This is a genomic window from Brachybacterium sp. GCM10030252, assembly GCF_042666535.1.
Taxonomy (GTDB): domain Bacteria; phylum Actinomycetota; class Actinomycetes; order Actinomycetales; family Dermabacteraceae; genus Brachybacterium.
Window position 1 is genome coordinate 26,190 of the sequence record NZ_JBHTDM010000034.1, and the last position, 25,482, is coordinate 51,671.

21 protein-coding genes are annotated in these 25,482 nt (G+C 70.7%); 7 read left to right on the top strand and 14 right to left on the bottom strand.

The genetic code is table 11. The features are described 5' to 3' along the window. Positions 1-34: 34 nt before the first annotated feature. The 3 genes from ACFQRJ_RS15095 to ACFQRJ_RS15105 form a co-directional block, all read right to left on the bottom strand. On the bottom strand, positions 35-1,171 hold the full coding sequence (locus tag ACFQRJ_RS15095; protein WP_377020040.1) for an alkaline phosphatase family protein: 1,137 nt from the start codon (positions 1,169-1,171) through the stop codon (positions 35-37). Positions 1,172-1,188: 17 nt separating this feature from the next. After that, a complete protein-coding gene (locus ACFQRJ_RS15100; RefSeq protein WP_377020041.1) occupies positions 1,189-1,764 on the bottom strand; it encodes a DUF5998 family protein in 576 nt (191 codons plus the stop codon). A 139-nt stretch (positions 1,765-1,903) separates the two neighbouring features. Further along, positions 1,904-4,621, bottom strand: coding sequence for a GNAT family N-acetyltransferase (locus ACFQRJ_RS15105; RefSeq protein WP_377020042.1), 2,718 nt, complete (start codon positions 4,619-4,621; stop codon positions 1,904-1,906). Positions 4,622-4,741: 120 nt separating this feature from the next. Between ACFQRJ_RS15105 and ACFQRJ_RS15110 the strand changes: the two genes are divergently transcribed. The 4 genes from ACFQRJ_RS15110 (at position 4,742) to ACFQRJ_RS15125 (ending at position 9,651) form a co-directional block, all read left to right on the top strand. Next, the gene (locus ACFQRJ_RS15110) at positions 4,742-7,198 is read left to right on the top strand and encodes a DNA topoisomerase (ATP-hydrolyzing) subunit A (protein ID WP_377020043.1); all 2,457 of its coding nucleotides are present in this window, start codon (positions 4,742-4,744) and stop codon (positions 7,196-7,198) included. A 187-nt stretch (positions 7,199-7,385) separates the two neighbouring features. Next, positions 7,386-8,258 carry a D-hexose-6-phosphate mutarotase gene (locus ACFQRJ_RS15115; protein ID WP_377020044.1) on the top strand — a complete coding sequence of 291 codons (873 nt, stop codon included), beginning with the start codon at positions 7,386-7,388 and terminating at the stop codon, positions 8,256-8,258. A gap of 466 nt (positions 8,259-8,724) precedes the next feature. Next, the gene (locus ACFQRJ_RS15120) at positions 8,725-8,889 is read left to right on the top strand and encodes a hypothetical protein (RefSeq protein ID WP_377020045.1); all 165 of its coding nucleotides are present in this window, start codon (positions 8,725-8,727) and stop codon (positions 8,887-8,889) included. A gap of 546 nt (positions 8,890-9,435) precedes the next feature. After that, entirely contained in the window at positions 9,436-9,651 is a 216-nt protein-coding gene (locus ACFQRJ_RS15125; protein WP_377020046.1) for a hypothetical protein, read from the top strand. Between the two features lie 145 nt (positions 9,652-9,796). On the opposite strand, the gene ACFQRJ_RS15130 is transcribed toward ACFQRJ_RS15125, so the two are convergent. The 4 genes from ACFQRJ_RS15130 to ACFQRJ_RS15145 are packed head-to-tail and all read right to left on the bottom strand — an operon-like array spanning position 9,797 to position 14,049. Next, positions 9,797-10,366, bottom strand: a complete 570-nt coding sequence (locus tag ACFQRJ_RS15130) for an FtsX-like permease family protein (RefSeq protein WP_377020047.1) — start codon at positions 10,364-10,366, stop codon at positions 9,797-9,799. After that, positions 10,290-11,138 (bottom strand): metallophosphoesterase, encoded by an 849-nt coding sequence (locus ACFQRJ_RS15135; protein ID WP_377020048.1) that lies wholly within the window; start codon positions 11,136-11,138, stop codon positions 10,290-10,292. Before ACFQRJ_RS15135 ends, ACFQRJ_RS15130 begins: the two co-directional genes overlap by 77 nt. After that, a complete protein-coding gene (gene hisF, locus ACFQRJ_RS15140; protein ID WP_377020049.1) occupies positions 11,135-11,920 on the bottom strand; it encodes an imidazole glycerol phosphate synthase subunit HisF in 786 nt (261 codons plus the stop codon). The genes ACFQRJ_RS15135 and hisF overlap by 4 nt, the downstream gene beginning before the upstream one ends. Then, positions 11,917-14,049: a type IIA DNA topoisomerase subunit B gene (locus ACFQRJ_RS15145; RefSeq protein WP_377020050.1), complete on the bottom strand. Its 2,133-nt coding sequence runs from the start codon at positions 14,047-14,049 to the stop codon at positions 11,917-11,919. Before ACFQRJ_RS15145 ends, hisF begins: the two co-directional genes overlap by 4 nt. Before the next feature lie 130 nt (positions 14,050-14,179). Between ACFQRJ_RS15145 and ACFQRJ_RS15150 the strand changes: the two genes are divergently transcribed. Then, positions 14,180-14,398, top strand: a complete 219-nt coding sequence (locus ACFQRJ_RS15150) for a hypothetical protein (RefSeq protein WP_377020051.1) — start codon at positions 14,180-14,182, stop codon at positions 14,396-14,398. Positions 14,399-14,667: 269 nt separating this feature from the next. Here the strand turns inward: ACFQRJ_RS15150 and ACFQRJ_RS15155 are convergent, their stop codons facing one another. From ACFQRJ_RS15155 to ACFQRJ_RS15175, 5 genes are all read right to left on the bottom strand, one after another. Beyond that, complete coding sequence (locus ACFQRJ_RS15155; RefSeq protein WP_377020052.1) at positions 14,668-15,243, bottom strand: GNAT family N-acetyltransferase; 576 nt, start codon at positions 15,241-15,243, stop codon at positions 14,668-14,670. A 72-nt stretch (positions 15,244-15,315) separates the two neighbouring features. Next, positions 15,316-16,674: an RNA polymerase sigma factor gene (locus ACFQRJ_RS15160; RefSeq protein WP_377020053.1), complete on the bottom strand. Its 1,359-nt coding sequence runs from the start codon at positions 16,672-16,674 to the stop codon at positions 15,316-15,318. Positions 16,675-16,931: 257 nt separating this feature from the next. Next, a complete protein-coding gene (locus tag ACFQRJ_RS15165) occupies positions 16,932-17,357 on the bottom strand; it encodes a universal stress protein (protein ID WP_377020054.1) in 426 nt (141 codons plus the stop codon). 75 nt (positions 17,358-17,432) lie between these two features. After that, positions 17,433-18,641 carry a homoserine O-acetyltransferase gene (locus tag ACFQRJ_RS15170; RefSeq protein ID WP_377020055.1) on the bottom strand — a complete coding sequence of 403 codons (1,209 nt, stop codon included), beginning with the start codon at positions 18,639-18,641 and terminating at the stop codon, positions 17,433-17,435. Positions 18,642-18,695: 54 nt separating this feature from the next. After that, positions 18,696-19,859: a hypothetical protein gene (locus ACFQRJ_RS15175; RefSeq protein ID WP_377020056.1), complete on the bottom strand. Its 1,164-nt coding sequence runs from the start codon at positions 19,857-19,859 to the stop codon at positions 18,696-18,698. 128 nt (positions 19,860-19,987) lie between these two features. On the opposite strand from ACFQRJ_RS15175, the gene ACFQRJ_RS15180 reads away from it, so the two are divergent. Continuing rightward, entirely contained in the window at positions 19,988-21,121 is a 1,134-nt protein-coding gene (locus ACFQRJ_RS15180; protein WP_377020057.1) for a polyprenyl synthetase family protein, read from the top strand. A gap of 128 nt (positions 21,122-21,249) precedes the next feature. Here the strand turns inward: ACFQRJ_RS15180 and ACFQRJ_RS15185 are convergent, their stop codons facing one another. Continuing rightward, positions 21,250-21,603 (bottom strand): Rv2175c family DNA-binding protein, encoded by a 354-nt coding sequence (locus ACFQRJ_RS15185; protein WP_377020058.1) that lies wholly within the window; start codon positions 21,601-21,603, stop codon positions 21,250-21,252. A 202-nt stretch (positions 21,604-21,805) separates the two neighbouring features. Between ACFQRJ_RS15185 and ACFQRJ_RS15190 the strand changes: the two genes are divergently transcribed. Beyond that, the gene (locus ACFQRJ_RS15190) at positions 21,806-23,962 is read left to right on the top strand and encodes a PASTA domain-containing protein (protein ID WP_377020059.1); all 2,157 of its coding nucleotides are present in this window, start codon (positions 21,806-21,808) and stop codon (positions 23,960-23,962) included. A gap of 71 nt (positions 23,963-24,033) precedes the next feature. Here the strand turns inward: ACFQRJ_RS15190 and ACFQRJ_RS15195 are convergent, their stop codons facing one another. Beyond that, positions 24,034-25,428, bottom strand: coding sequence for a class II 3-deoxy-7-phosphoheptulonate synthase (locus ACFQRJ_RS15195; RefSeq protein WP_377020060.1), 1,395 nt, complete (start codon positions 25,426-25,428; stop codon positions 24,034-24,036). Positions 25,429-25,482 lie beyond the last annotated feature (54 nt).

Below are 25,482 nucleotides of genomic sequence, written 5' to 3' on the forward strand. Positions count from 1 at the left end.
TCGGCGGCGCCTCGTCAGCGCCTAGGCGCCGGCCTCAGACCGTGGTGCGGATCAGCGGCACCCACGCCTCGGCGGAGGTGAGCGAGCCGTGCACGCCGATCATGGCCCGGGCGGTATCGGAACGTCGCGAGAAGTCGTCGATGCTCCAGCGTCCGCGTGCGAGCACCAGCACGTCCGGGATGCGTCCGCGGACGCGTGCGGGCACCTCTGTCCCCACCGGCGCCAGCAGGCCGGCAGCCAGTATCTGATCCCGCGTCAGGACGAGTGCTCGTGGCCCGAGCAGCTCCCTGAGTCCGGCGGCGAGGTCCTCCGCCGCACCGACCCGTTCGATGGCGCGCAGCGCGAGCGCCCGCGCCTCCCCGGCCACGCCGGCGACCAGCGCGTGCAGGCGCGGGTGGGCGGCGAGATCGATCGTGGTGCCCGGTGAGGTGTCGACCATGCCGTGGTCGGCGGTGAGATGGACCCGGGTGCCGCGGGGCAGACGTCGCAGCAGGGTTCCCACCAGGGCGTCGACCTCCGAGAGGGCGGTCCGCCAGTCTTCGCTGTCCACGCCGGCATGGTGCCCGATGTGGTCCACGTCGTCGACATGGAGGTGGACGAGACCGTCGGGGCCGGCACGGTGGACAGCCGTGCGCACCGCCTCGACGCGGTCTCCCCGTCCGTGGCCGAGGAACTCCCAGCCGCGGTAGGCGACGCCGCTGAGGTGGGATCCCGCGTGCTTCGCGGGGCCCACCTGCACGGCGCGGCGGGATCCGAGCTCGACCAGTGTCGGCTCCGGCATCCACTGCCGCGGGTCCACACCCGGGTCGCCCTTGATCTGGTTCAGGGCCTGGCCGCTGGCCGGGTCGTGGGTGAGATATCCGAGCACGCCGTGGTCCAGGGGCGCCCGGCCGGTGTGCAGCGAGACCATGGCGGTCGCGGTGGTCGCCGGGGTGACCGTCCGGATGCGTGCGGTCTCCGACTCCAGGCGGCGCAGTGTGGGCGTCACAGCGCGGTGCTCGGCGAGCAGATCCGCCCCCAAGCCGTCCAGGAGCACCACGACATCGCGTCCCGGCTGCGGAGATCCCACCAGTGGGGACAGCACGTCGAGGATCCCAGGGTGCGCGCCGCCGGCGAAGGGCGGGACGAGGAGATCCTCGGGCCACTCGGGCACGCAGGCGCGGGCGGGCATGTGCTCAGGCACAGCGCTCAGGCGTCGAGCGCGTCGATGGCGTCCACGAGCTCGGCGTGGAATCGCAGCGCTGCCTCGACCGCGTCATCGCCGTCGGCCAGCGCGCTCACGCGCAGTGCCAGATCGGAGGGTGCGATCGTGCCGGTATATCCGTGGTCGACCTGGCAGTTCGGGTCCTCGCACACGGCGCGCTCGAGATCCACGCGCCGCGACCCGTTCCAGGTGATCCCGAGGGTCACCTCGGCCTCCCGGGCCGGGGTCTGCTGTCCGTCGGTGTCGAAGACCTGGGAGAGGCCGGTGCCGGTGATCCGCTGGAGCCGGATCCGCTCCGTGGTGGAGACGACCTGGCTGGGGTTCATCGCATCGGCCGGGTCGTCGTCGAGGTGGGTGACCAGCAGGTGCGTCCCGGTCAGCACGACGACGGTGAGGTGGCGCCGCACTTCGGGGCCATCGAACGTCGTCTCCGGCCGCACCAGGTAGGCCAGGAGGGCGGCTCCACGCAGAGAGCGCTCGAGGCTCTGCGCGGCCGTCTGCGGGAAGTACCCGGCGGTCTCGAGATCCGCGAGAAGTTCGGCGGGAAGAGCGGTGGTCATCGGTCCATTGTCCCACGCGCAGCGCGGCCGGAGCAGTCGTTGTGGACCACGACGGGCCGGCCGCTGCGGAGCACCACGGGCCGGCCGCTGCGGACCACCACGGAACACTCGACAGGGAGGCGGCCGCCGACGCTCATGCTCACACCCCGGCTGGGCCCGACAGCACCCGCCGTGCGCTGTCGGTGCGGTTCGGTGCCGCATCCAGACGGGCGGTGGCACTGACGACGGTGAGACCGTCCTGGCCGACCAGAACCGGATGCAGCTCAAGTGCCGCCAGCTCCGGGACGTCCTCGGCGAGCAGTCCGACGCGCACGACGAGATCGGCCAGGGCGCCGCGGTCCGCCGGAGGGAGGCCGCGGGTCCCGCGCAGCTTGACCGCCGAGGCGGGAGCATCGACGAGGCGCATTGCGGCGCTCTCGCTGAACGGCGGGATCGCATAGGCGATGTCGTCGAGCAGATCGGTGGCATCGCCGGCCACGGACAGCGAGAGGACGGGGCCCAGGGAGGGGTCCTCGACGCTGCGCACCACCATCGGCACACCGGGCGGCGCCATCGCCTGGACTTCCAGCGGGGCGGTGGAGAAGGCCAGGTCATGGCGCATCGCCGAGACGGCGTGGCGCAGCTGGACGGCATCGGGGATGCCGGAGCGCACTCCCCCGAGGTCCGGCCGGTGCCGCAGCACGGGATCGGTGCTCTTGAGGACCACCGGGTATCCGATCCGGGACGCCTGCTCGACGGCGTCCTCGGCGTCCTGCACGGTCCGGGCGGGCAGCACGCTGATCCCGTAGGCCGCCAGCAGCGCGCTCACGTTCTCGGGCGCGAGGTCGGTGCTCTCCTGACCGCCCTCGGGGCGGTGGCTCTCGACGAGGTCCCGGGCGGCGAGGCGGTCGATGTCCTCGCGCTGGGCGGGCGCGTCGTCGTCGGCGGCCGGTCGCAGCGTGGCGGCGAGCATCCCGGCACCGGCGCGGACCGCGCCGAAGGGGGTGGCATGGACCGGGGGCAGCCGAGGGTCCTGCCGCACGGCGCGCTGGACCTCGGCGTAGCGCTCGGCGCTGGTGATCAGACATACCAGCAACGCCACTTCGCTGTGCCGGGCCACGGTCGCCATCTGCCGGATCACCTCGACCGGGTCCCCGGTCAGCGGGTCGAGCATGCCGGCGATGAGCAGGTCGGTCTGACCGCGCCCGGCCATGGAGGTGAAGGCGCGCTGGACCAGGCGCGGGTCGGAGGACAGCGGGACGCTGCGGTTGTCGGCCACGACCTCGACGCCCGCCTGGTCCGTGGCGCCGCGCAGGGCGGCACCGAGGGCCGCGGTGTTCGAGAGCAGGCCCACGCGGGCACCGGGCGGCAGGCCCTGGCGCCCGATGGCATCGACGATGTCCATGAGGTGGTCCACTCCCCCGGCCTGGACCACACCGGCCGAGTCCAGCACCTGGTCCAGGGCACGGCGCGGGAGTGTGGAGGAGCGCACGTCGTGCCCGGGCGGTGCGGTCGAGCCCACGCCCGGCGGACGCAGCACGATGACCGGGACCCGACGGGTCAGGCGACGGGCGATGCGCGTGAACTTGCGGGGGTTGCCCATCGACTCGAGCGCCAGGCCGATCACCCCGACGTTCTCGTCGTCCTCCCAGTGCTGGAGGGTGTCGTTGAGCGAGACGTCGGCCCGATTGCCGACGCCGACGAACTCGTGGATGCCGACGCCCCGGGTGTCGGTCCCGGCCAGCAGCAGGGCGGACAGTGCGCTGGACTGCCCGGCGAGCGCCACGGGGCCGCGGCGGGGCATCGCCGGTGCCAGGGACAGGCTGATGGCGTCCTCGCCGGTGCGGAGGAAGCCCAGGGAGCCGGGGCCCAGCAGGCGGATGCCATGCAGGCGGGCGCGGGCCACCAGTTCACGCTGCAGCCGCCCGCCCTGTTCGCTGTCGGTGAAACCCTCGGTGGGGATCACGACGCTGTGGACGCCGATGGCGGCGCATTCCTCGATGGCCGCGAGGCAGGACTCCGGACGCAGGGCGATCACGGCGAGGTCGACGGTGCCGGGCACGTCCCCGATGTGGGCGTAGGTGCTGTGGCCGCGCAGCTCCAGTGCTTCGCGGGCGATGACGTGGACCGCCCCGGTGTATCCGGACAGCTCCAGGGCGGTCAGGAAGCGTCCCCCGGCGGAGTCCGCCCGCGAGGAGACGCCGACCAGCAGCACGGACTCGGGATGCAGCAGGCGTTCCATGGCGCGGGCTTCGGCCCGGTGCTCACGCTCTGCCATCACAGCCAGTGAGCGGACGGTGGGATCGATCCGGAAGGAGACCAGGACCACGCCGTCGTCCAGGGTGCGCTCGACGTCGAAGCCCGCGTCGGTGAAGACGTTGATCATCCGGGAGTTCTGCGGGAGGACCTCCGCGGTGAACACCCTGATCCCCCGCTCGCGGGCGGCCGCGGCGAGATGTTCGAGCAGGACGGAGGCCAGCCCGGTGCCCTGGTGGGCGTCGGAGACGTTGAAGGCCACCTCGGCGGCGTCCTGCTCGACCCGGTCGTAGCGGCCGACGGCGAGGATGTCGTCCCCCACCAGCACCACGAACGCCACCCGGTCGTGGTGATCCACCACGGTGAAGCGTTCGAGGTCCCGCGGGGACAGGCGTGGCATCGGCGCGAAGAACCGCAGGTACCTCGACCGCTCCGACTGGCGCTGGTGGAAGGCCTGGAGAGCGTCCGCGTCCTCGGGAAGGATCGGGCGCAGATGCGCGGCGGAGCCGTCGCGCAGCGCGATGTCGGCCTCCCAGTGGGCCGGATACGCCGGGGCCGACGAGCCACCGCTGCCCGTGGCGCGACGGCGCAGGGACCGCAGTCCTTCACGCCTCTCCGCCATGCCGGGATCCTATCGTCGCCCGCGCAGAGGCGCTCGGAGCTGGTGGAGTTGACGGGATTCACGTCTCTCACGCCGCCCGGTTCCCGGGATCGTGGCCGGTCATGCGCCATCATGTCCCTCATGGCCCGATCACGAAGCACGCAGCCGCCCGCCGGGGACGACGCGGTCGACGAGACGATCGTCGACATCGACGTCACCAGTGAGATGGAGTCCTCGTTCCTGGAGTACGCGTACTCCGTGATCTACTCGCGGGCTCTGCCGGATGCTCGTGACGGCCTGAAGCCGGTCCAGCGCCGCATCCTCTACATGATGGCCGAGATGGGGCTGCGCCCCGATCGGGGCCACGTCAAGAGCCAGCGCGTGGTCGGCGAGGTGATGGGCAAGCTCCACCCGCACGGCGACACCGCGATCTACGACGCCCTGGTGCGCATGGCCCAGGACTTCTCGATGCGCATGCCCCTGGTCGACGGGCACGGCAACTTCGGCTCCCTGGACAACGGCCCCGCTGCGCCCCGATACACCGAGGCACGCCCGGCTCCCTCCGCGCTGCTGATGACGGCCTCGCTGGACGAGGACGTCGTGGACACGGTGCCCAACTACGACAATCAGCTGACCCAGCCCGAAGTGCTCCCCGCGCAGTACCCGAACCTGCTGGTCAACGGGGCGTCCGGGATCGCCGTGGGCATGGCCACGAACATGGCCCCGCACAACCTGGTCGAGACCATCGCCGCCGCCCGCCACCTCATCGAGAACCCCGAGGCCGACCTCGAGCAGCTGATGCGCTTCGTGCCCGGACCGGATCTTCCCTCGGGCGGTCGCATCATCGGGCTCGCCGGGATCCGGGACGCGTACCGCACCGGGCGCGGCTCGTTCAAGATGCGCGCCACCACGCGCATCGAGAACGTCACCTCCCGCCGCAAGGGCATCGTCGTCACCGAGCTCCCCTACCAGGTGGGTCCTGAGAGGTTCGCGGAGAAGCTGCGCGACGCGGTCCAGTCCAAGCGGGTCCAGGGCGTCACCGACTACCAGGACCTCACCGATCGTCACCACGGCCTGCGCCTGGTCCTGACCGTGAAGTCGGGCTTCGACCCGGAGGCCGTGCTCGAGCAGCTGTACAAGTACACCCCGCTGGAGGAGTCCTTCGGGATCAACAACGTCGCCCTGGTCGAGGGCCAGCCGCGCACGATGGGTCTGAAGCAGCTGCTGGAGGTGTTCGTCGACCACCGTCTGCAGGTGGTCCGCCGGCGCACCGAGCACCGTCTGTCCAAGCACCAGGCGCGCCTGCACCTGGTCGAGGGCCTGCTGCTGGCGATCGTCGACATCGACGAGGTCATCCAGATCGTCCGCTCCAGCGACGACGCGGAGAGCGCCCGCACCCGCCTGATGGGCGTGTTCGACCTGACCCAGCTGCAGGCCGACTACATCCTCGAGCTGCGTCTGCGCCGTCTGACGCGCTTCTCGCAGATCGATCTGGAGGCCGAGCGCGACGACCTCCGCCGCGAGATCGAGGAGCTCCAGACCATCCTGGGTTCCGAGGAAGCGCTGCGCCGGCTGGTCTCCGACGAGCTGGCGGCCGTCGCCGCCGAGCACGGGGACTCCCGCCGCACCGTCCTGCTGGAGGCCGCCGAACAGCCCGTCGCCGCAGCCGGCGGTTCCCTCGAGGTGGCCGACGAGCCCTGCTCGGTGCTGCTGACGGGCACCGGGCTGGTCGCCCGCATCGCCGGGCAGGGCCCACTGGTGCGCGAAGGGCCGCGCGGCTCACACGACGTGGTCGTCTCGCACACCCGCACCAGTACTCGCTCCACCGTCGGAGTCGTCACCGACCGCGGTCGTGTCCTGCACCTGTCGGTCGTGGATCTGCCGTCGCTCGCCCCCACCAACGGTGCGCCATCGCTGGCGGGCGGGGCACGGCTGGCCGACCTCATCGATCTCGAGCGCGAGGAGCGGGCCCTGGGCCTGATCCGGATCGCCGAGGCCGATGTGGCCCGAGGCGGGGCGATCGCCCTGGGCACCCGACAGGGCGTGGTCAAGCGGGTCCAACTGGACTTCCCGCGGTCCGAGGGCTTCGAGATCATCTCGCTCAAGGACGGTGACTCGGTGGTCGGCGTGGCCGACCTCGAGGAGGACACCGATCTGGATCTCGTGTTCATCAGTTCCGATGCCCAGCTGCTGCACTTCCCGTCCTCCGGCGTGCGCCCCCAGGGCCGCGGTGCCGGTGGCGTCGCCGGGATCAAGCTCGCGCCGGACGCCGAGGTGGTCTCCTTCGGCGTCATCGACGTGACCGCGGACGCCGATGTGGTGACCGTTGCCGGCAGCTCCTCGACCCTGCCTCTGCTGCAGACGGGCTCGTTGAAGGTCTCCCCTCTGACCGAGTTCCCCGCCAAGGGCCGGGCCACCGCCGGCCTGCGCTGCCACCGCTTCCTGCGCGGCGAGGACTCGCTCATCGGGGCGTGGGTGGTGCCGCATCCGGCGCGTGCCTCCTCCGAGGCCGGCCAGCCCATCGACCTGCCCGAGCCCACGGGCCGTCGGGACGGGTCGGGCACGCCGGTCTCGGTACCGATCGCCGCCGTCGGCTGACTCCCGGCGTTCTCGGCGTCCGCTCCGGCCCGCGCCCGACGACGGGTCATCCGCCAGCCTCCGCGCCGCTGTCATCGGGTGACGGCGCACGGCCGGGCGTGGACCGTCGCGACCTCGAGCGTCCGGCCATGTAGGGCCCGCGCGGCCGGACGTGCAGGGCTCACGCTCCCGTGCCACGATGGTCGGCATGAGCCCAGCGAGCACTGACGCACCGACTCCGTCCACTCCCCAGCCCGACGGGGTCCGCCTCGAGCAGGTCCACGGCAGCGACGCGATCGTGGTCCGCACACCGGCTGCCGAGGCCGTGCTCCACCTCGACGGCGCGCATCTGACGAGCTGGATCCCCGCCGGCGAGGACGACCTGCTGTGGCTCAGCCCCGACTCCCACTTCGGTCGCGGCGCGGCGATCCGCGGCGGGATCCCGCTGATCGGCCCGTGGTTCGGCCCCGGCCGTGACGGCGACCGGCCGACCAAGCACGGCTGGCTGCGCAACGTGCCCTGGGACCTCGTCTCCGCAGCGCTCGAGGGCGACGACGTGGTCCTGGAGCTGTCCACCCCGGAGGAGACCGACGAACTGACCGCCAAGGCGGTGTTCCGCCTCGGGGCCGGTCTCTCCGTGGACCTGACCGTCATCGCCGGTGAGGAGCCCCTCGAGCTGGAGGCCGCCCTGCACACGTACCTCTCCGTGAGCGACGTGCGCAGCATCGAGATCGCGGGCCTCGAGAACGCCGAGTACCTCGACAACACTCGGGGTCTCGCGGCCGATGTCCTCGGGGACGAGCCCCTGCAGCTGACCGGTTCCACGGATCGCATCGTCGACGCCGCCGGCGAGGTCACCGTCAGTGACCGGACCCGTCGCATCGTCTCTATCCCGCGCGGCACCACCAAGACGGTGGTCTGGAATCCCTGGGACGAACTCGCGCGCGGCATGGACGATGTCCCGGACGATGCGTGGCCGCAATTCGTCTGCGTCGAGCCGGCCGTCGCCAAGGATCGCTTCATCGCGCTCGCTCCCGAGGAGTCGTACACCCTCGGCGTCAGCTACCGCATCGAGCACTGAGAGCCCCGCGCCCAGCGCTCCCCAGTTGCCTCGCACTCTGCGCCCCAGGCCGCCCCGCGCTCCCCAGTTGGCTTGCACTGCGCGCCTCAGTTGCCTCGCACCGCTTGCCCCAGGCCTCCCCGCGCCTCGCACCCCGCGCCTCGCCCCTCGCGCTTGCACGCCCCCAATAGCGCCGCAGCCCACACGCCGCCGGTTGCGCCGCAGCCGGCTTTCCATACCGCCTGAGTTGTCGCTATCGGGCTCCGATAACGACAACTGTCGCGGTATCGATCTCTCCCGGTATCCATCGGAACGGGATCAGCACGCTCACGAGTGATCCGACATATTGACCTGACGAGCAACCAGCCGCAGCCCATGAGCGACGCGGGCCGCGCCACCCCGCCGGAGCGGACGGAAGTCCGCGGACGACGACCCAGAGGCCGTTTATTCAGTTGTGCCCAATCCAGCGTGATGGTCGACTGTCCATATGGAGATGCACACGACCCCGAATCCGACACCGGCCGACCTGGCCGCGTCGCTGTTCGGCCTCGCGGCATCCCCCGCCCGGCACCCCGGCTCCACCGTGGAGGCGACAGAGGCCGATGGGGGCCGCTGCGCAGCCGACGGCGGCGCCGGCCAGGTAGCCCGCTGACGCCGTAGCCGGCTCCGAGCCCCGCGGCGTAGGCCTCGGCACGGCCGCCCGCACCACACCGCACCGCAACACACCACACCGAGCGCCAACGCCTCGTTGCGCACTGCGTGACTTCGACACCTGCCCCCGGCGGGTCGCGTCGCATCGCACCGTGAGGCGAGCCCGCTCTGGGCAGCGGTCGGCACCCTTTGCTGCGCTTCGGCGCAGCCCGAACGTGGCATCGCCCATCGATCGCGACGAGACGGCCACCCCTCTCTCTCGCATCGTCGGCGACGCCTATCTCGACCCCACGGGCACATCGCGTCCGGCGGTCCCCACTTCGCGGACACCTCGTGTCCTTCCTGCCGAGAAGACTTGGCACCACCACGTCCCAGGAGATGCACCATGCGCACAGATGAGCGCCTGCAATCCGTCCGACCCGAACCCCCTACGACAGCATTCACCGGGGCTTCGCCCCTCACGCAGAGCCCTCCCCGTCCCACGCAGGCGGGCGCGGCCGTCCCCAGCTCGACAGCCGCACAGACCTCCTCGACGCTTATCCCACCGTTGCCGGTCGAGCAGGACTCCTCAGCGGCTCTGCCGTCGGAGCCGGAGAGGTCCGCGCTGGACAACCGGACCTCTCGTCGCCGCGTCGCCCAGAAGGCCCGACGGCAGCGCGCCGTCGACCAGGCGTTGCGCCAGCAGGCCGCCGCGCAGGCACGCCGCGAACAGGAGGCGGTGTTCGCGCGGGCGCTCGTGAACGCCGGACTCATCCACCGCTGACGAGACATACCCCGGCCCGTTGCCCGGGCCGGGGTATGTCTCGTCTTGGTCTGTTGTACCCGGACCAGGGACAGAGCGACCCGGGCCCTTGCCTTGGCCCTGGCCAGTCCCTGAGTTCCCGTGTCGTCCGTGTCGTATGCATCTCTCATTCGCGGCGGATCTGTTCGGACCGCAACGTCATCCCGAGTCCCATCGAGGTCAACGCTGCGATCAGCACCGAACCGACGAGCGCGGCAAGAACGGGTCCCACGAGATATGAGTCGGGCAGGTTCGTGGCTCTGCCAGGCTCGACACCGAGATTCCCTACCGCGACGTAGGTACTTGCGACGACGTGGCCTATGGCCAACGCCGCCAGAACGCCCACGACGAGCGGCACCGTGACTTCGAACCAGTGCGCCGCGCGGAGCGTCCGCACCGGGGTCCCGAGCAACCGGAGGCGAGCAATGTCCCCGCTGCGCTCGAGGGCGCGGTCCGTCATGCTCAGCAGGAACCCGCCCAGTCCGATCGCGAGCACGGTCACAGTCAGCAGGCGGATCGTATCGATGCTGTGTTGGAGCCGATCGAACTCAGCGATGTCCCATCCGCTGTGTGCGTCGATGCCGACATTCGCCAGATCCCCAACGAGATCCTCGCGCGGATCAGTGGTGATCGTTGCCTGTACCCCACCGATCTGCCAGAACTGCTCGTCGGTGAGCAGACCGCGTGGGACGAACAACGCCCCTGCCAGTGCTGTGTCCGATGAGCCGTCTTCTTCGCCCAGGATCACGGGTTCGCCGCCAGAGGACACAGTCGCCACCGCCCCACCGAAGCCCGCCAGCGGATCTTCGGAAGTCGGACCACAGCTCGGGCCAGTGCGCCAGCAGCACCGTCGGGCTCTGTCGCGGCATGTCGAGCCCGGCCAGGGTCGTCACCGGGGGCGTCGCCTCCCGGTCAGCCGCGTGATCCACACGCGGATCGTCGAGACCGACGAGGGTCAGCGTCGTCTCCGGGAGCTCCAGCGTCGTCGCCTCGTCGCGCAGGACATGGACCTCTCGTTCCTCCAGACCCTCCAGCAGCTCGGTGCGCAGTGGGGAGTCGGCCTCGTGATTGCCCAGCACGTAGTACACGGGGGCGATACCGGCCAGCTGTTCCGCGAGGTCGAGCGAGGCGCCCAGATCCGCGGTGCGGATGTCGATGAGATCCCCGGTGAGCGCGATGAGATCGGGCTCGGCCGACCGGACGGCGGAGACGATGCGGTCCGGGAACGTCCCGAATGAGGCGGCATGGACATCGGAGAGCTGGGCGATGCGCACTCCGTCGGCCGCGGCAGGCAGCTGCTGGACGGGAACCTGATAGGAGGTGACGTCCAGACGGCGGTTGTCCCACAGCAGCCAGCCGGCCCCCACGAGCAGTGCCAGGAGGCCCGCCAGCAGGATGACGGCGGCACGCTGGCGACGGGGACGCCGGATGGCAGGCTCGAGGGAAGCGACCGACAGGGGCGCGCTCACCGCACGGCGATGCCGTCGGCCGCCATCGCCGCTTTCGCATCGGCGATGGTCAGCTGACGGAAGTGGAAGACGCTCGCGGCGAGCACGGCGTCGGCCCCGGCATGCACGGCCGGGGGGAAATCCTCCGGTTTCCCGGCGCCGCCGGAGGCGATCAGCGGCAGGGTGGTGGCCTCGCGGGCGAGGCGGATCAGCTCCAGGTCGAAGCCCGCCTCGGTGCCGTCGGCATCCATGGAGTTCAGCAGAATCTCGCCGGCGCCGCGCTCGGTCACCTCCCGGATCCAGGAGATCGCATCGATCCCGGTGCCGCGGCGGCCCCCGTGCGTGGTGACCTCGAAGCCCGATCCGGTGCGTGCGGTGCCCTCGGGTGTGTCCTCGGTGACGCGGCGGGCGTCGATCGACATCACCAGGACCTGGTTGCCGAACCGGCGCGTGATCTCGCTGATCAGCTCGGGGCGCGCGATGGCGGCAGTGTTGACGCCGCACTTGTCGGCCCCGGCGCGCAGCAGCTGGTCGACGTCCTCCGCGGAGCGGACTCCCCCACCGACGGTCAGCGGGATGAAGATCTGGTCGGCGGCGGCGCGCACCACGTCGATCATGGTCTCGCGGCCCCCGGAGGATGCGGTGACGTCGAGGAAGGTGAGTTCGTCGGCCCCTTCGGCGCCGTAGCGGGCGGCGAGCTCGACCGGGTCGCCGGCATCCCGCAGGCCCTGGAAGTTGACCCCCTTGACGACGCGTCCCGCGTCGACGTCCAGGCACGGGATCACGCGGACGGCGACGCTCATGCGTCGATCCTCTCCAGGTCGAGCTCTTCGGCGCCCTCGATGATGAACTGCTTGCGCGGAGTGACCTCGGAGCCCATCAGCAGCTCGAACATGGAGCTGGCCGCCTCGGCGTCCTCGATGCGCACCCGGCGCAGGGTGCGATGCCCGGGGTCCATGGTGGTGTCGGCCAGCTGATCGGCGTCCATCTCCCCGAGCCCCTTGTAGCGCTGGATCGGCTCCTTGAACCGCTTGCCGCGCCGCTCGAGGTTCTTCAGCAGCTTGTTCAGCTCCGCCTCGGAGTAGGTGTAGACGTACTCGTTCTTCTTCGAGCCGCCGTGGATGATCTCCACCCGGTGCAGCGGCGGCACCGCGGCGTAGACCCGGCCCTCCTCGACCAGGGGCCGCATGTAGCGGTGGAACAGGGTCAGCAGCAGAGTACGGATGTGGGCGCCGTCGACGTCGGCGTCGGTCATCATGATGATCTTGCCGTAGCGGGCGGCGTCGAGGTCGAAGGTGCGGCCGGAGCCGGCCCCGAGCACCTGGATGATGGCCGCGCACTCGGTGTTCTTGAGCATGTCCGTGATGGACGCCTTCTGCACGTTGAGGATCTTGCCGCGGATGGGCAGCAGAGCCTGGAACTCGGAGTTGCGGGCGTTCTTCGCGGTCCCCAGGGCGCTGTCACCCTCGACGATGAACAGCTCGGAGCGCTCCATCTCGGTACTGCGGCAGTCGGCGAGCTTGGTCGGCATCGTCGAGGATTCCAGCGCGTTCTTGCGGCGCGAGACCTCTTTGTGCATGCGGGCGGCGATACGGGCCCGCATCTCGGAGACCACCTTGTCGATGACCAGGTTGGCCTGCTCCTTCTCCCCCTTCGCGGTGGAGGTGAGGAAGTCGGTCAGGCGGTCCTCGACGACCTTGGAGACGATCGCGCGGATCGCGGGGGTGCCGAGCACCTCCTTGGTCTGGCCCTCGAACTGCGGCTCGTCGATCCGGACGCTGACCACGGCGGTCAGGCCCGCCAGGGTGTCGTCCTTCTCGATCTTCTCGTTCTTGGTGTTGAACTTGACCCGTCGCGCCTGGTTCTCGACCTGCTTGCGCATGGTCTTGACCAGCGCCTGCTCGAAACCGGTGACGTGGGTGCCGCCCTTGGGGGTGGCCACGATGTTCACGAATGAACGCACCGTGGACTCGTAATCCGCACCCCAGCGCAGCGCGATGTCGACCTCGCACTTGCGGTCGACGTCGGTGGAGACCATGTGGCCGTTCTTGTCGAGGACCGGGATGGTCTCGGTGTACTCGCCCGAGCCCTGCAGGCGGATCACATCGGTGATCTTCTCGTCGTGGGCGAGATACTCGACGAACTCGCTGATGCCGCCGTCGTACTTGTACGTGCGGGTGGCCGGCTGGTCCGGGGTCGCCTCGGGCCGGTGGTCGGTCACCGAGATCTCCAGTCCCGGAACCAGGAACGCCGTCTGGCGGGCGCGACGGTGGAGATCGTCCAGCGCGAAGTGGGAGCCCTTGATGAAGATCTGCGGATCCGCCCAGTACCGGACCCGGGTGCCGGAGACCCCGCGCTTGGCCTTGCCCACCACACGCAGTTCACCAGGCCCGTCGGCCGGGGTGAACGGGGCCTCGGGATCGGGGGTCCCACCGTCGTCGAAGACGCCCGGGACCCCGCGCTTGAAGCTCATCGCGTACGTCTTGCCGGCGCGGTCGACCTCGACGTCGAGCCGCCCGGACAGGGCGTTGACGACGCTGGCGCCGACGCCGTGGAGACCACCGACGGCCGCGTACGAGCCGCCGCCGAACTTCCCGCCCGCATGGAGCTTGGTGTAGACGACCTCGACGCCGCTGAGACCGGTGCGGGGTTCGATGTCGACGGGGACGCCGCGGCCGGTGTCGCGCACCTCGACGGAGGCGTCCGGGTGGAGGATCACCGCGATGGAGTCGCCGTAGCCGCCGAGCGCTTCATCGACAGCATTGTCGAGGATCTCCCAGAGGCAGTGCATGAGCCCGCGGGAGTCCGTCGAGCCGATGTACATGCCCGGGCGCTTGCGGACGGCCTCGAGCCCTTCGAGCACCTGGAGGTTCCGGGCGTCGTAGGCGGTCTTGTTCTGGGTTCTGGAGTTCGATGCGGTGGAGGTGGACACCCTGGCGATTCTACGTGGCCGCACCGCCCGATCCCGGTATTGGGGCCCCGCTCACAGGTTCGTTGCGCCACCAGCGAACCAGGGCGCGAAGCTCTCCCCCCGGGCACCTGCGGGGTGCTAGAAAAGGACCATGAATTTGACTCTTGAAGCTCCCCGGCTGACCGCCCACGACCGGTGCGACCGCTGCGGCGCCCAGGCGTACGTCAAGGTGCGACTGGAGGCCGGCGGTGAACTGATGTTCTGCGCCCATCACGCACGCGCCCACGAGGACGCCCTCAAGGGCATCGTCTCCGAGGTCATCGACGAGACCGAACGCCTCCACGCCAAGCCGGAGCCGGTCGAGGACTGATCGACGACCTGTGAGCCCGGAGTGGTCCGCGAGGAACGAGCGGACCACGCAGGGCGAACGGGAGGAGATCAGTCAGCACGGCACAGACTTATCGACGAACTGTGAGCCCGGAGTGGTCCGCGAGGAACGAGCGGACCGCGCAGGGCGAACGGGAGGAGATCGGTCGAGTAGCCACGACCTGATCAGACGGCAGCGTCCGAACGTCGCGAGCCCCGTCCTGCTGAGCAGGGCGGGGCTCGCGGTGTCTCGAGAGCCGAGCGGCTCGCGGGTCAGCTGCCCTCGAGGAGGTCATGCGCCTCGGCCGCGTACTGGACCCAGCTCGTCTCGTGGCCCTCGCGCGGGTTCTCGGTTCCGGTGGCGGTGAATCCCAGCCGCTCGTAGCTCCTCTGGGCGCGCGTGTTGGCGGAGTCGACGTCGAGCGTGAGGTGGGGCCGTCTGAGCTCGAGGGCGAGCTCCGCCGCGGCACGGATGAGCAGTCCGGAGACGCCGCTGCCGCGTTCACGCGGGTCGACCCACATCGAGACCAGATGCGCTTCGTCCTCGCCGATGGGTTCGTCCGGGGTGTATCCCTCGGGCAGCACACCGATGCCCCCGAGCACCTGATCGCCTCGCCGGGCCTGGAGGTGCAGGCGCGGGCCGGCGAGCTCGGTGCGCCATTCCGCCTCGCTGCGGCCCTGCACGTCCTCCAGTCGGGCCCAGAAGGCGTCGGGAGCGTCGCGGAGCATCGCCAGGCGCAGGTCGCGGTGGGCGACCCAGTCCTCCGGGCCCATCCGGATCACGGTCACAGACGCGGCGCCGGGCTCCCCGCAGGGATGCCCGGCGCCGTGCTCATGCAGCGTCGTCACGTCGGTCGGTTCTCTCGTTCGAGCGTGCGGTCCCCTCGAGGGCGCACCCCCGAGCTCTGTCGAGGCGGTGGCTCAGTCGAGGTAGTCGCGCAGGACCTGCGACCGCGAGGGGTGGCGCAGCTTCGACATGGTCTTGGACTCTATCTGCCGGATGCGCTCGCGGGTGACCCCGTAGACCTTGCCGATCTCGTCGAGGGTCTTGGGCTGGCCGTCCTCCAGACCGAAGCGCATGGAGACCACGCCGGCCTCGCGCTCGGAGAGGGTGTCCAGCACCGAGTGGAGCTGCTCCTGCAGGAGGGTGAAGCTGACCGCGTCGGCGGGGACGACGGCCTCGGAGTCCTCGATGAGGTCGCCGAACTCGCTGTCGCCGTCCTCACCCAGCGGGGTGTGCAAGGAGATGGGCTCGCGGCCGTACTTCTGGACCTCGACGACCTTCTCGGGGGTCATGTCGAGCTCCTTGGCGAGCTCCTCCGGGGTGGGCTCACGGCCGAGGTCCTGCAGCATCTGGCGCTGGACGCGGGCGAGCTTGTTGATGACCTCGACCATGTGCACCGGGATGCGGATGGTGCGAGCCTGGTCCGCCATCGCACGGGTGATGGCCTGACGGATCCACCAGGTGGCGTAGGTCGAGAACTTGTAGCCCTTGGAGTAGTCGAACTTCTCGACGGCGCGGATCAGACCGAGGTTGCCCTCCTGGATGAGATCCAGGAAGAGCATGCCGCGGCCGGTGTAGCGCTTGGCGAGGGAGACGACCAGACGGAGGTTGGCCTCGAGCAGGTGGTCCTTGGCGGCGCGACCGTCCTCGGCCACGATCGCGAGCTCGCGACCGGCCTTGGTCTTGGCGATGGACTCGTCCTCCTTGAGCTTGTGCTCGGCGTACAGGCCGGCCTCGATGCGCTCGGCGAGCTCGACCTCCTGGGCCGCGTTCAGCAGCGCGACCTTGCCGATCTGCTTGAGGTAGTCCTTGACGGGGTCTGCGGTCGCGCCGGCGGTGACGACCTGCTGGGCAGGCGCGTCGTCCTCGGTGGCGTTGAAGACGAAGCCCCCGGACTCCTCGACCTTGACGTCGGTCTCCGAGGGCTCCTTCTTGGTCTCGCCCTCCTCGGCCTCGGCCTCGGCGTCGGGCTCCTCGGCCACGTCCGGGGAGGTCTCGGCGACCTTGGCCGCCTTCTTCACGGCGGCCTTCTTGGCAGCGGTCTTCTTCTCGACCGGCTTCTCGGCGCCGTCGGTCTCGACGGCGTCGGGCGCGGCGGCCTCGACGCTCGCGTCGGGCTCGACGGCGGAGTCGGTCTTGGTGGTGCGCTTCTTCCGGGCGGTCGCGGACGCGGGCTTCGCGGTCGACGCGGAACGCTTCGAGGGCGCGTCCGCCTCGGACCCGGCCGCGGCAACGGTCGTGTCAGTGGCGGTCTCGGCGGTCTTGGAGGAGGTCACAGAGTTCCTTCTTCCGGCGGTGCTCCCTGGGAGCGCACCGCCACACTCGGGCGATCAGTCATCTCGGCGCGGCTCGCGGATCCCGCTGGCGCCGTCATCCCGGAACGAACCGGTCTCACGGCGCACGAAGGCACGGTGCCGTCAAGCCTTACGAGTATAACGCCCGGCGCGCGGTGTTATTCCCGGCCCGCCGGGACCGCTCGGCGCCGACGAGCTCGCGGCCCGCCGTGGTGCACCCGCGAGCGATGACGCATCTCTCAGGAGCGTGCGATGGGACCGTCCTCGCCGTGGGCGAATCCATCCTTGACGGTGAGGACCGGGCAGGGGGCACCGAGCACGACACGGCGGGCGGAGGCTCCGAGGTTGAGCTTGCCGATCGGGGACTTCCGGCGCAGTCCGATCACCAGCAGGCTGGCCGAGACCTCGTCGACGACCGTCAGCAGGAACTCGCCGATGTCCTGCTGGGAGTTGCTGCGCACCGCCACGTCCAGGTCATCGGCGCCGGCGTCGGCGAGCGCGTCGCGCACCTCGCCCTCGGAGGCGGCGGCCGGGCCGCTGTCGGGATCGTTGTACTGGTGGGAGGCGATGACCAGGTCGTCCTTGGTCCGGCGGGCGTGCCGGATGGCGGCCTGCAGCGCCGCGCGCCCCTGGCCTGATGGGGAGTACCCCACGACGATGGTCATGCGAACGCTCCCCTCGTGGCTGTGCTGGACTCTCCCGCGTCGTCATCCTCGATGGCGCCGATCGGTCGGGCCAGCTTAATCATCCAGCAGGGCACCGATCCACTCGCCGAGGTCCGGATGCGCCAGCAGGAAGGCGTCGTGCCCGATCACGGAGTTCGCGACATGCCATCGGGCGTCCGGGATGTGGTGGGCCATCTCGCCGACGAGGTCCGGCGGGAAGAGCCGGTCGGAATCTATCGCGACCACCAGAGTGCGAGCTGTGACCCTGGACAGTGCGGCGGCGACGCCGCCGCGATCGCGTCCGACGTCGTGGGTGTTCATGGAGGTCGCCAGGACCAGGTAGGAGTTCGCGTCGAACCGTCGCACGAGCTTTCCGGCGTGGTGATCGAGGTAGCTGGTCACCTGATGCCTGCCTGCACCGTCCAGCGGGTCCTCGCCCGGCTGCGGCCGGTTGCCGAAACGCGTCTCGAGCTCCGCCGCCGTGCGATAGGTGGTGTGCGCGATCCGGCGGGCGATCCCGAGCCCTGAATCGGGTCCCTGACCGTTCGGCTGGTCGTAGTAATCGCCGCCGTGGAAGCCGGGGTCGACGCGGATAGCAGCGATCTGTGCGCTGTTCCAGGCGATCTGGTCTGCCGTGGCTCGGGCCGAGGTGGCGATCAGACCGAGCCGTTCGACCTCGTCGGGATGGGACACCGCCCACTCGAGCGCTCGCATCCCGCCCATCGATCCGCCGATCACCAGTGCCCAGCTGTCGATGCCGAGCCTGTCGCGCAGCCGACGCTCCGCCTCCACCTGGTCACGCACGGTCACCAGCGGGAACCTCGATCCCCACGGGTCGCCGCCGGGCCCCGGGGAGCTCGGGCCCGTGGTCCCCTGGCAGCCGCCCAGCACGTTGGGGGCGATCACGAAGTACCGGTCGGTGTCGACGGGGCGGCCCGGACCGACCATCTCCTCCCACCAGCCGGGGCTGGGGTGCGCTCTGCTCGCCGGGCCGCGCAGGTGGGAGTCACCGGTCAGCGCGTGCAGCACCAGGACGGCGTTGCCGCGATCAGCATCGAGCCGGCCCCAGGTCTCGTACGCCATAGTGACGTCCTCGAGCACGTCGCCCCCCTCGAGGGCCAGCGGACCGATCTCGGCGAAGCGGCGGTCCCCGTCGCCGTGCTCCGGTCTCCACGCTCCCGTCACCGGGGGAGGTTCAGCAGCGGTCCCGGGCTGGGGGGAGCCGACGGCATCGGCGTCGGCAGCGGACCGGTGCCGGGCGCTCCGTGCTCCGAGCATCGTCATCGGCGGCTGCTCCTCCCTGCTCCCCTGCGCGGCAGGGTCCAGCGGTCCTGGGGATCAGGTGCTGGGCCACCAGGCCGGGAAGATCGGCGTGTCGGTCATTCGTGCCAGCAAGGGTGCCAGAGTCGAGTCCGGTTCGCGGCCCCAGAGATCGTCGACGAAGCCTCCCGCGGTGGCGAACCGATGGTTCCACCACGCCAGCATCACGAGCATCGCGGTGAGGCCCCGCCAGGCTGCCCGGGGCGTGGAGCGCCGGGCAGCGGGCGCAGCGTCCATCGCCGCGGCGGCGACCTCACGTAGCTTCTCCAGTGCCTCATACCAGCTCCCACCTGCGCAGATATCAGGATGCGGGGACCACTGGGGAGCGCTGACGAGCACCTGCAGCAGCTCCTCGCGGTCGATGCTGCCGGCGTTGCCGTGTTCGACGCACTGCGCCAGCAGCTCCCAATGGAGGCGGTCGACGGCGACTGCCGAGAGCAGCGCGGAGACGTGTTCACAGTCCGTCACGAAGTCGCTCCCGGCCGGGTCTCCGTGGCCCGTCCGCAGCCTGCCCAGCGCGCCGCGCGCCGTCTCGAACAGCGCTCCGGGGTCGCACGAGGCGCCGAGCTCGGTGCGCGCCAGTGTGATGCTGCGCCCGATCGCTTCGAGCACCGGCTCATCCTCGCGCTCCTGCGGGACGGGGTCGCCGGAGAAGACGGCGTTCGCTGCGGCGCTGGTCTCGGAGAAGCGCTTCAGCGGACCGGGCGGGGAGACGAGGAGGCTCTCGTCCCCGTCCTGCCCGGCGCCTGAGAGGAGCACCTGCCGCGCACTCGAGTCACCCACGGCCCACAGCACGTCGATCTCGAACGGTTCCGGGAGCAGGCGACTGGCGGTGGTCAGGACCAGGCCGCCGGCGAGGATCGAGATGTCGATGGCCACCTGGGGCGCGAGCGGCTCGTAGCCGTCGTCGATGACGAGCAGTGCCAGCGCCCGCGAGCTGCCGTGCTCGCGCATCAGCCCGAGATGGTGCTCGAGGTGCTCCGGCCCTTCGGGAGACATGACGTCTGTCAGGGGTGAGCAGGTCAGCATCGGTGCGGTGCCGTCGCCCGCATGGCCCACCAGGATCAGGCAGTCCGTGGGGATCTCACGAAGGCAGAGACGCGCCTCGGCGAGGAGCTCCGCCGGATCGTCGGGATGCAGGACTCGCGGCCCGGGGTCGCTGGGTGTGGTGTTCGTCGTCATGAGGCGACCCTGCGCCACCGCACGGCCCCGACGGGAGGCGGCGGGCGATCCTGGGGACGGAGCCCGAGTGGGGAGGAACGATGGCAGGACGTGGGAAGATCGTGGGGTCGACGGGAGAGGGAGCATCCATGTCCGCTGTTGAAGCGCCGGCCGACGGCGATCGTCTGCGTGAGCTCGAGAACCGGCTGGTCGATCGGGTCGAAGCGATCACCCGTGCGGAGCTCGCCGCGCGGCGGCGCCAGCTCGAGCAGATCTCCCCGGAGACGGCCGCCCTGGTGGATGCGCTCGAGGACTACCTGCGCGGCGGAAAGCTGCTGCGGCCCCGTTTCTGCTTCTGGGGAGGCGTGGCCGCGCTGGACCGCGAGCCCCGCGAGCAGGAGCTGGATGCCCTCGCCCGCTGCGGGGCGGCGATCGAACTCGTCCAGGCCGCGGCGCTGATGCACGACGACGTCATGGATCACTCCCCCGTCCGTCGCGGGCGGCCCGCCCTCCATGTCGGCGCCGCCTCTCGGCATCAGCGCGACGGACTGGCCGGTTCCGCCGGCGACTACGGCATCGCCGTCGCCATCGTGCTGGGTGATCTGGCTCTGAGCTGGGCCGAGCAGACCGCAGCGGATGTCCCCGGGGATCAGGATCGCCTCTCGCGTGCACGTCGTGAGTTCGACGATCTGCGCACCGAGGTGATGTCCGGCCAGTTCCTGGACATCCTCCATCAGGCGGGCGGTTTCGCCTCGGCGACCGACGCCGAGCAGGCCGCCCTGTCGGTGATCCGCTGGAAGACCGTGCCGTACACGGTCCTGAGACCGGTACGGATCGGGGCAGCACTGATGGGAGGCGACGATGCCGCCCTGGAGTCGCTCGCCGAGTGGGCGGTCGAGGTCGGCACCGCGTTCCAGCTGCGCGACGATCTGCTCAGCGTGGTCGGGGATCAGGACGAGACCGGCAAGCCGACCGGCGGGGACATCGTCGAGGGCAAACGCACAGTACTGCTCGCGCGCACGGAGGCGGCCGCCGACGACGCCGGTCGCGAGCTGCTGGCGCGTGTCATCGGACGGGCCGACGCCGACGCCGGGGACATCGCCGCCGTCCACGAACTCATGACTGCCACCGGGGCGGTCGCCTCCGTGACCGAGGAGGTGACGCAGCGGGCCGGACGTGCACGGGACCTGCTCTCGGCCGCCGCGGAGCTGGGAGATCTCGGCCGAGCCGGGCTGTCGGAGCTCGCGGGACTGGCCACCGACGTCAGGGCGCTGCCCGCCTGAGGCCGGGCCGGACAGCTGACCCGGAGGGCCGACCGAAAGCCTGGTCCGGAGGGTCCGGTCAGTAAGGCCGCACGGAGTGACCGGTCACGCGGAGGGGCCGGTCGATAAGCCCGGTCCGGAGTGTCCCGTCAGAAGGCCAGCGCCTGCGCACGCCGGCGCACCTCGCCGCGCTGACCGCGCCGCAGGTGGTCGATCGGGCGCCCGGGAAGGCTCTCGTCCTCGCTGAACAGCCACGTCAGCAGCTCGATGTCATCGAATCCTCCGTCCCGCAGGACGGTGATCGTCCCGGGAAGGTGCGGGGCCACGCCCTCGTCGGTGAGCATCTCGGCGGGGACCATGCGGACCACGGGATCACCGCGGCGCACCGAGATCAGGTGGCCTTCCTCGATGAGGCGCCGCACGCGCGAGACCTCTACATCCAGTCGCTGGGCGACGTCGGGCAGGGTGAGCCAGTCAGTGATGAGGTCGTCGAGGTCGTTCACGGGTCAAGCGTGCCACGTCCGGGGCCCGCCGTGCACCATGCCGGCGTCACAGCGGCGCCGCTCACGTGACTCATCTGCACTCCCTCGAGAGGCATCACCGGCATCGACCGGTCGACCGGATCGCCCGCCTCGACCGAAATGCCGACGCGCCACGAGTGTGTCGCTGCGTGGTCGGTGCGCATGCTAGGCCTAGATTGACCACGTGAGCGCGGCGACGTCGACTTCCCCCGGCATCAGCCTGCTCCTCGACGACCGCTACCGGGTCGAGGAGCCGATCGCGCGCGGCGGAATGGCGACCGTCCATCGCGGCCATGACGAGCGCCTCGATCGCGTCGTCGCCCTGAAGATCATGCATCCGCACCTCGCGATGGATGAGAACTTCCGCCGCCGGTTCGGCCGTGAGGCACGTGCGGCGGCACGGCTCGCGCACCGCAATGTCGTCGGTGTGTTCGACCAGGGCGAGGATTCCGACCGCATCTATCTGGCGATGGAACTCATCGAGGGCGAGACGCTGCGTGCTCGCATCGGCGAGGTGGAGCGGCTGAGAGTGGCCGACGCTCTCGACGTGACGGCGCAGGTCCTCGAGGCGCTCGTGGCGGCCCACGATGCCGGCATCGTCCACCGTGACATCAAGCCGGAGAACATCCTGCTGGACCACGAGGGGGTCGTGAAGGTCGCCGACTTCGGACTCGCCCGTGCCGTCGGCTCCACGAACTCCTCGGCCAGTGCCACACTCCTGGGCACCGTGGCGTATATCAGCCCGGAGGTCGTCACCCGTGGCCACTGCGACGAACGCAGCGACCTGTACTCGTTGGGCGTGGTGCTGTTCGAGATGCTCACCGGGCGGCAGCCGTTCACCGGGGAACAGCCCGTCCATATCGCCTTCCAGCACGTCCACGACGACATCCCCGCCCCCTCCACGCTGGTCTCCGGCATCCCCCGGGAACTGGACTCGCTGGTGACCTGGGCCGCCGCCCGGCCGGTCGAGCAGCGGCCCGCGACCGCCGCCGATCTGCTGCGGGCGGTGCGCGAGCTGATCGAGACCCTGCCCGCCGCCGTCATGGACGCACGTCCCGAGGAGCGCTCGGACACCGACACCGCGGACACCCCGCGCCTGACCTCACCGCTGGACGACGTGGTGGCCGAGCTCGGTCACGGCCCTCGCGCCTTCCCGGCCGGGATCTTCTCCACGACCGACGACGGCGCCCCGGCGATCGCCTCACGCGGCGAGTCCGCCCGGCCCGGGGACTCTGTCGGCGTGGACGACGCGGACGGGATCGGGCATCCCGGGGAGAAGGACACCGCCGGAGAGGGCGATGCTCCGGACCCCGCGGAGGCCACGGAGCAGGAGGGAACGACGTCTCGGCCCGGGACTCCGGGAGAGGATGATCCGGCGCCCCGCACGGTCGTCCTTCGCGCACCGAGAGCCCGCCGCGGCCGCCACCTCCCCCTCGGCACCCGCCGACGCTCCCGCCCGCTCGCGACGCTGGCGGCCCTGTGCCTGGTCATCGCACTCGCCGGTGGAGCCTGGGCCGGCGGGGACTGGTACCTGAACACGGGCCCCGGCGCCGACCGGACGATCCCGGTCCTGGCCGGCACCCAGCTGACCGATGCGGAGGCCGTTCTCTCGGCCGAGGACCTCAGCACGCGCACCGAGGAACGCTTCGACGACACGGTGCCGGCCGGACACGTGATCGAGGCGACCCCGTCGGCCGGCACCACCGTCAAGAAGGGCGCCAGCGTGCAGCTCGTCGTCTCCAAGGGACAGCAGACCTTCCCCGTGCCCGACCTCGTCGGGATGGATATGGAGGAGGCCCGCAGCGCGGTGGAGTCCGTCGGGCTGGTGCTCGTCGAGGATGAGGCCGAATACTCCGAGACCGTGCCCGAGGGCCAGATCATCTCCCAGTCGCAGTCCGCCGACGCGCTGCCCGAGGGTGGAGAGGTCCACGTCGTCGCCTCGCAGGGGCGCCAGCCGCTGGCGATCCCCGATCAGACCGGGAAGGACGGCGACGCGGCGCGGTCCGCCCTGGAATCGGCAGGCTTCACCGTGACCTCGTCCTCCGCCCACCACAGCAGCGTGCCCGCCGGAGCGGTCATCTCCCAATCACCCGCCTCCGGCACCGGGTACCGCGGTGACACCGTGGAGCTGGTGACGTCACTGGGACCCGAGATGGTCGTCGTCCCGGATGTCTTCCGCAAACCGGAGGCCGACGCCAAGGCGGCACTCGAGGCCGCCGGCTTCGCCGTCACGGTCGAGCACGACCGGGGTGAGCCGGTCTTCGGGCTCGTCTACGAACAGTCGGCAGCAGCCGGTTCCGAGCTCGAGAAGGGCTCGACGGTCACCATCACGGTGTTCTGACCGGCCCGCCGCCGGTGCCGAGACCCGGGCGGGCACCGGCACCGGCCGGCATGCAGGGCACCTCAGGACCCTCAGCGTCGCGAGAGCATCTCCGCGACCAGGAACGACAGCTCGAGAGACTGCTGGTGATTCAGGCGCGGGTCCACGAGCGTCTCGTAACGGCGCGTCAGTCCCTCCTCGTCGATCTCCCCGGCCCCGCCGAGGACCTCGGTGACGTCGTCACCGGTGAGCTCCATGTGCAGGCCGGCCGGGATCGTGCCCAGGCCCTGGTGGACCTCGAAGAAGCCGACGACCTCGTCGAGGATGTCCTCGAAGCGGCGGGTCTTGTACCCGTTCGAGGAGGTGATCGTATTGCCGTGCATGGGGTCGGTCACCCACGCCACCTGCGCCCCGGAGTCGCGCACGCCTTCGACCAGTGCCGGCAGGCGATCGCGGATGGTGCCGGCGCCCATGCGGGTGATGAACGTGAGCCGTCCCGGCTCGCGCTCGGGGTCGAGCTTGTCGATCAGGCGCAGCGCATCATCGACCGACGCGTTCGGCCCGAGCTTGACCCCGATCGGGTTGCGCAGGCGCGCCATGAAGTCCACGTGCGCCCCGTCCAGCTGGCGCGTGCGCTCCCCCACCCACAGGAAGTGGCCCGAGCAGCCGTAGATCTCCCCGGTGCGGGAGTCGATCCTGGCCAGGGCCTCCTCGTAGTCCAGCAGCAGTGCCTCGTGGGAGGCGTAGAACTCCACGACCTTGAGGGCGTCGAAGTCCGCGCCGATGGCGTCCATGAAGCGGATGGCCTTGTCGATCTGCGCCGCCAGCTCCTCGTAGCGGTCGTAGCCGCTTCCGGAGGTGAAACCGCGGTTCCAGGAATGGACCTCCCGGAGATCGGCGAAGCCGCCGCCGGTGAAGGCCCGCAGCAGGTTCAGGGTGGAGGCGCTGGTGGTGTACATCCTCCACAGACGCTGCGGATCCGGGATCCGTGACTCCGGGGTGAAGGCGTAGTCGTTGACCGCGTCCCCGCGGTAGGTGGGCAGGGTCACACCATCCCGTGTCTCCTCGTCCGAGGAGCGGGGCTTGGCGAACTGGCCGGCCATCCGGCCCATCTTCACCACCGGCACGGACGCACCATAGGTCAGCACCGCCGACATCTGCAGGATGGTGCGGATCTTGTTGCGGATCCGATCGGCCGTGGAGTCGGCGAAGGTCTCGGCGCAGTCCCCGCCGGCGAGCAGGAAAGCCTCTCCGCGGGCGGCCGCCGCGATGTGATCGCGCAGCACGTCGGCCTCACCGGCGAAGACGAGCGGCGGAGCGGCGCGCAGGTCCTCGAAGACCTGCGCCCGCTCGGCCTCGTCCGGCCACACCGGCTGCTGCTCCCGCGGATACTCGCGCCACGCGCCCAGCGCCGCCAGGCCGTCGTCGGCCGAGGAGAGCGAGAAGTCGTGGGCGCGGGCAGGGGCATCGGGGCTGTACTGAGTCACCCCCACAGGGTACGCAGTACCCGCGCGCGCGGCCGACCGCTTCCAGTGCTCGGA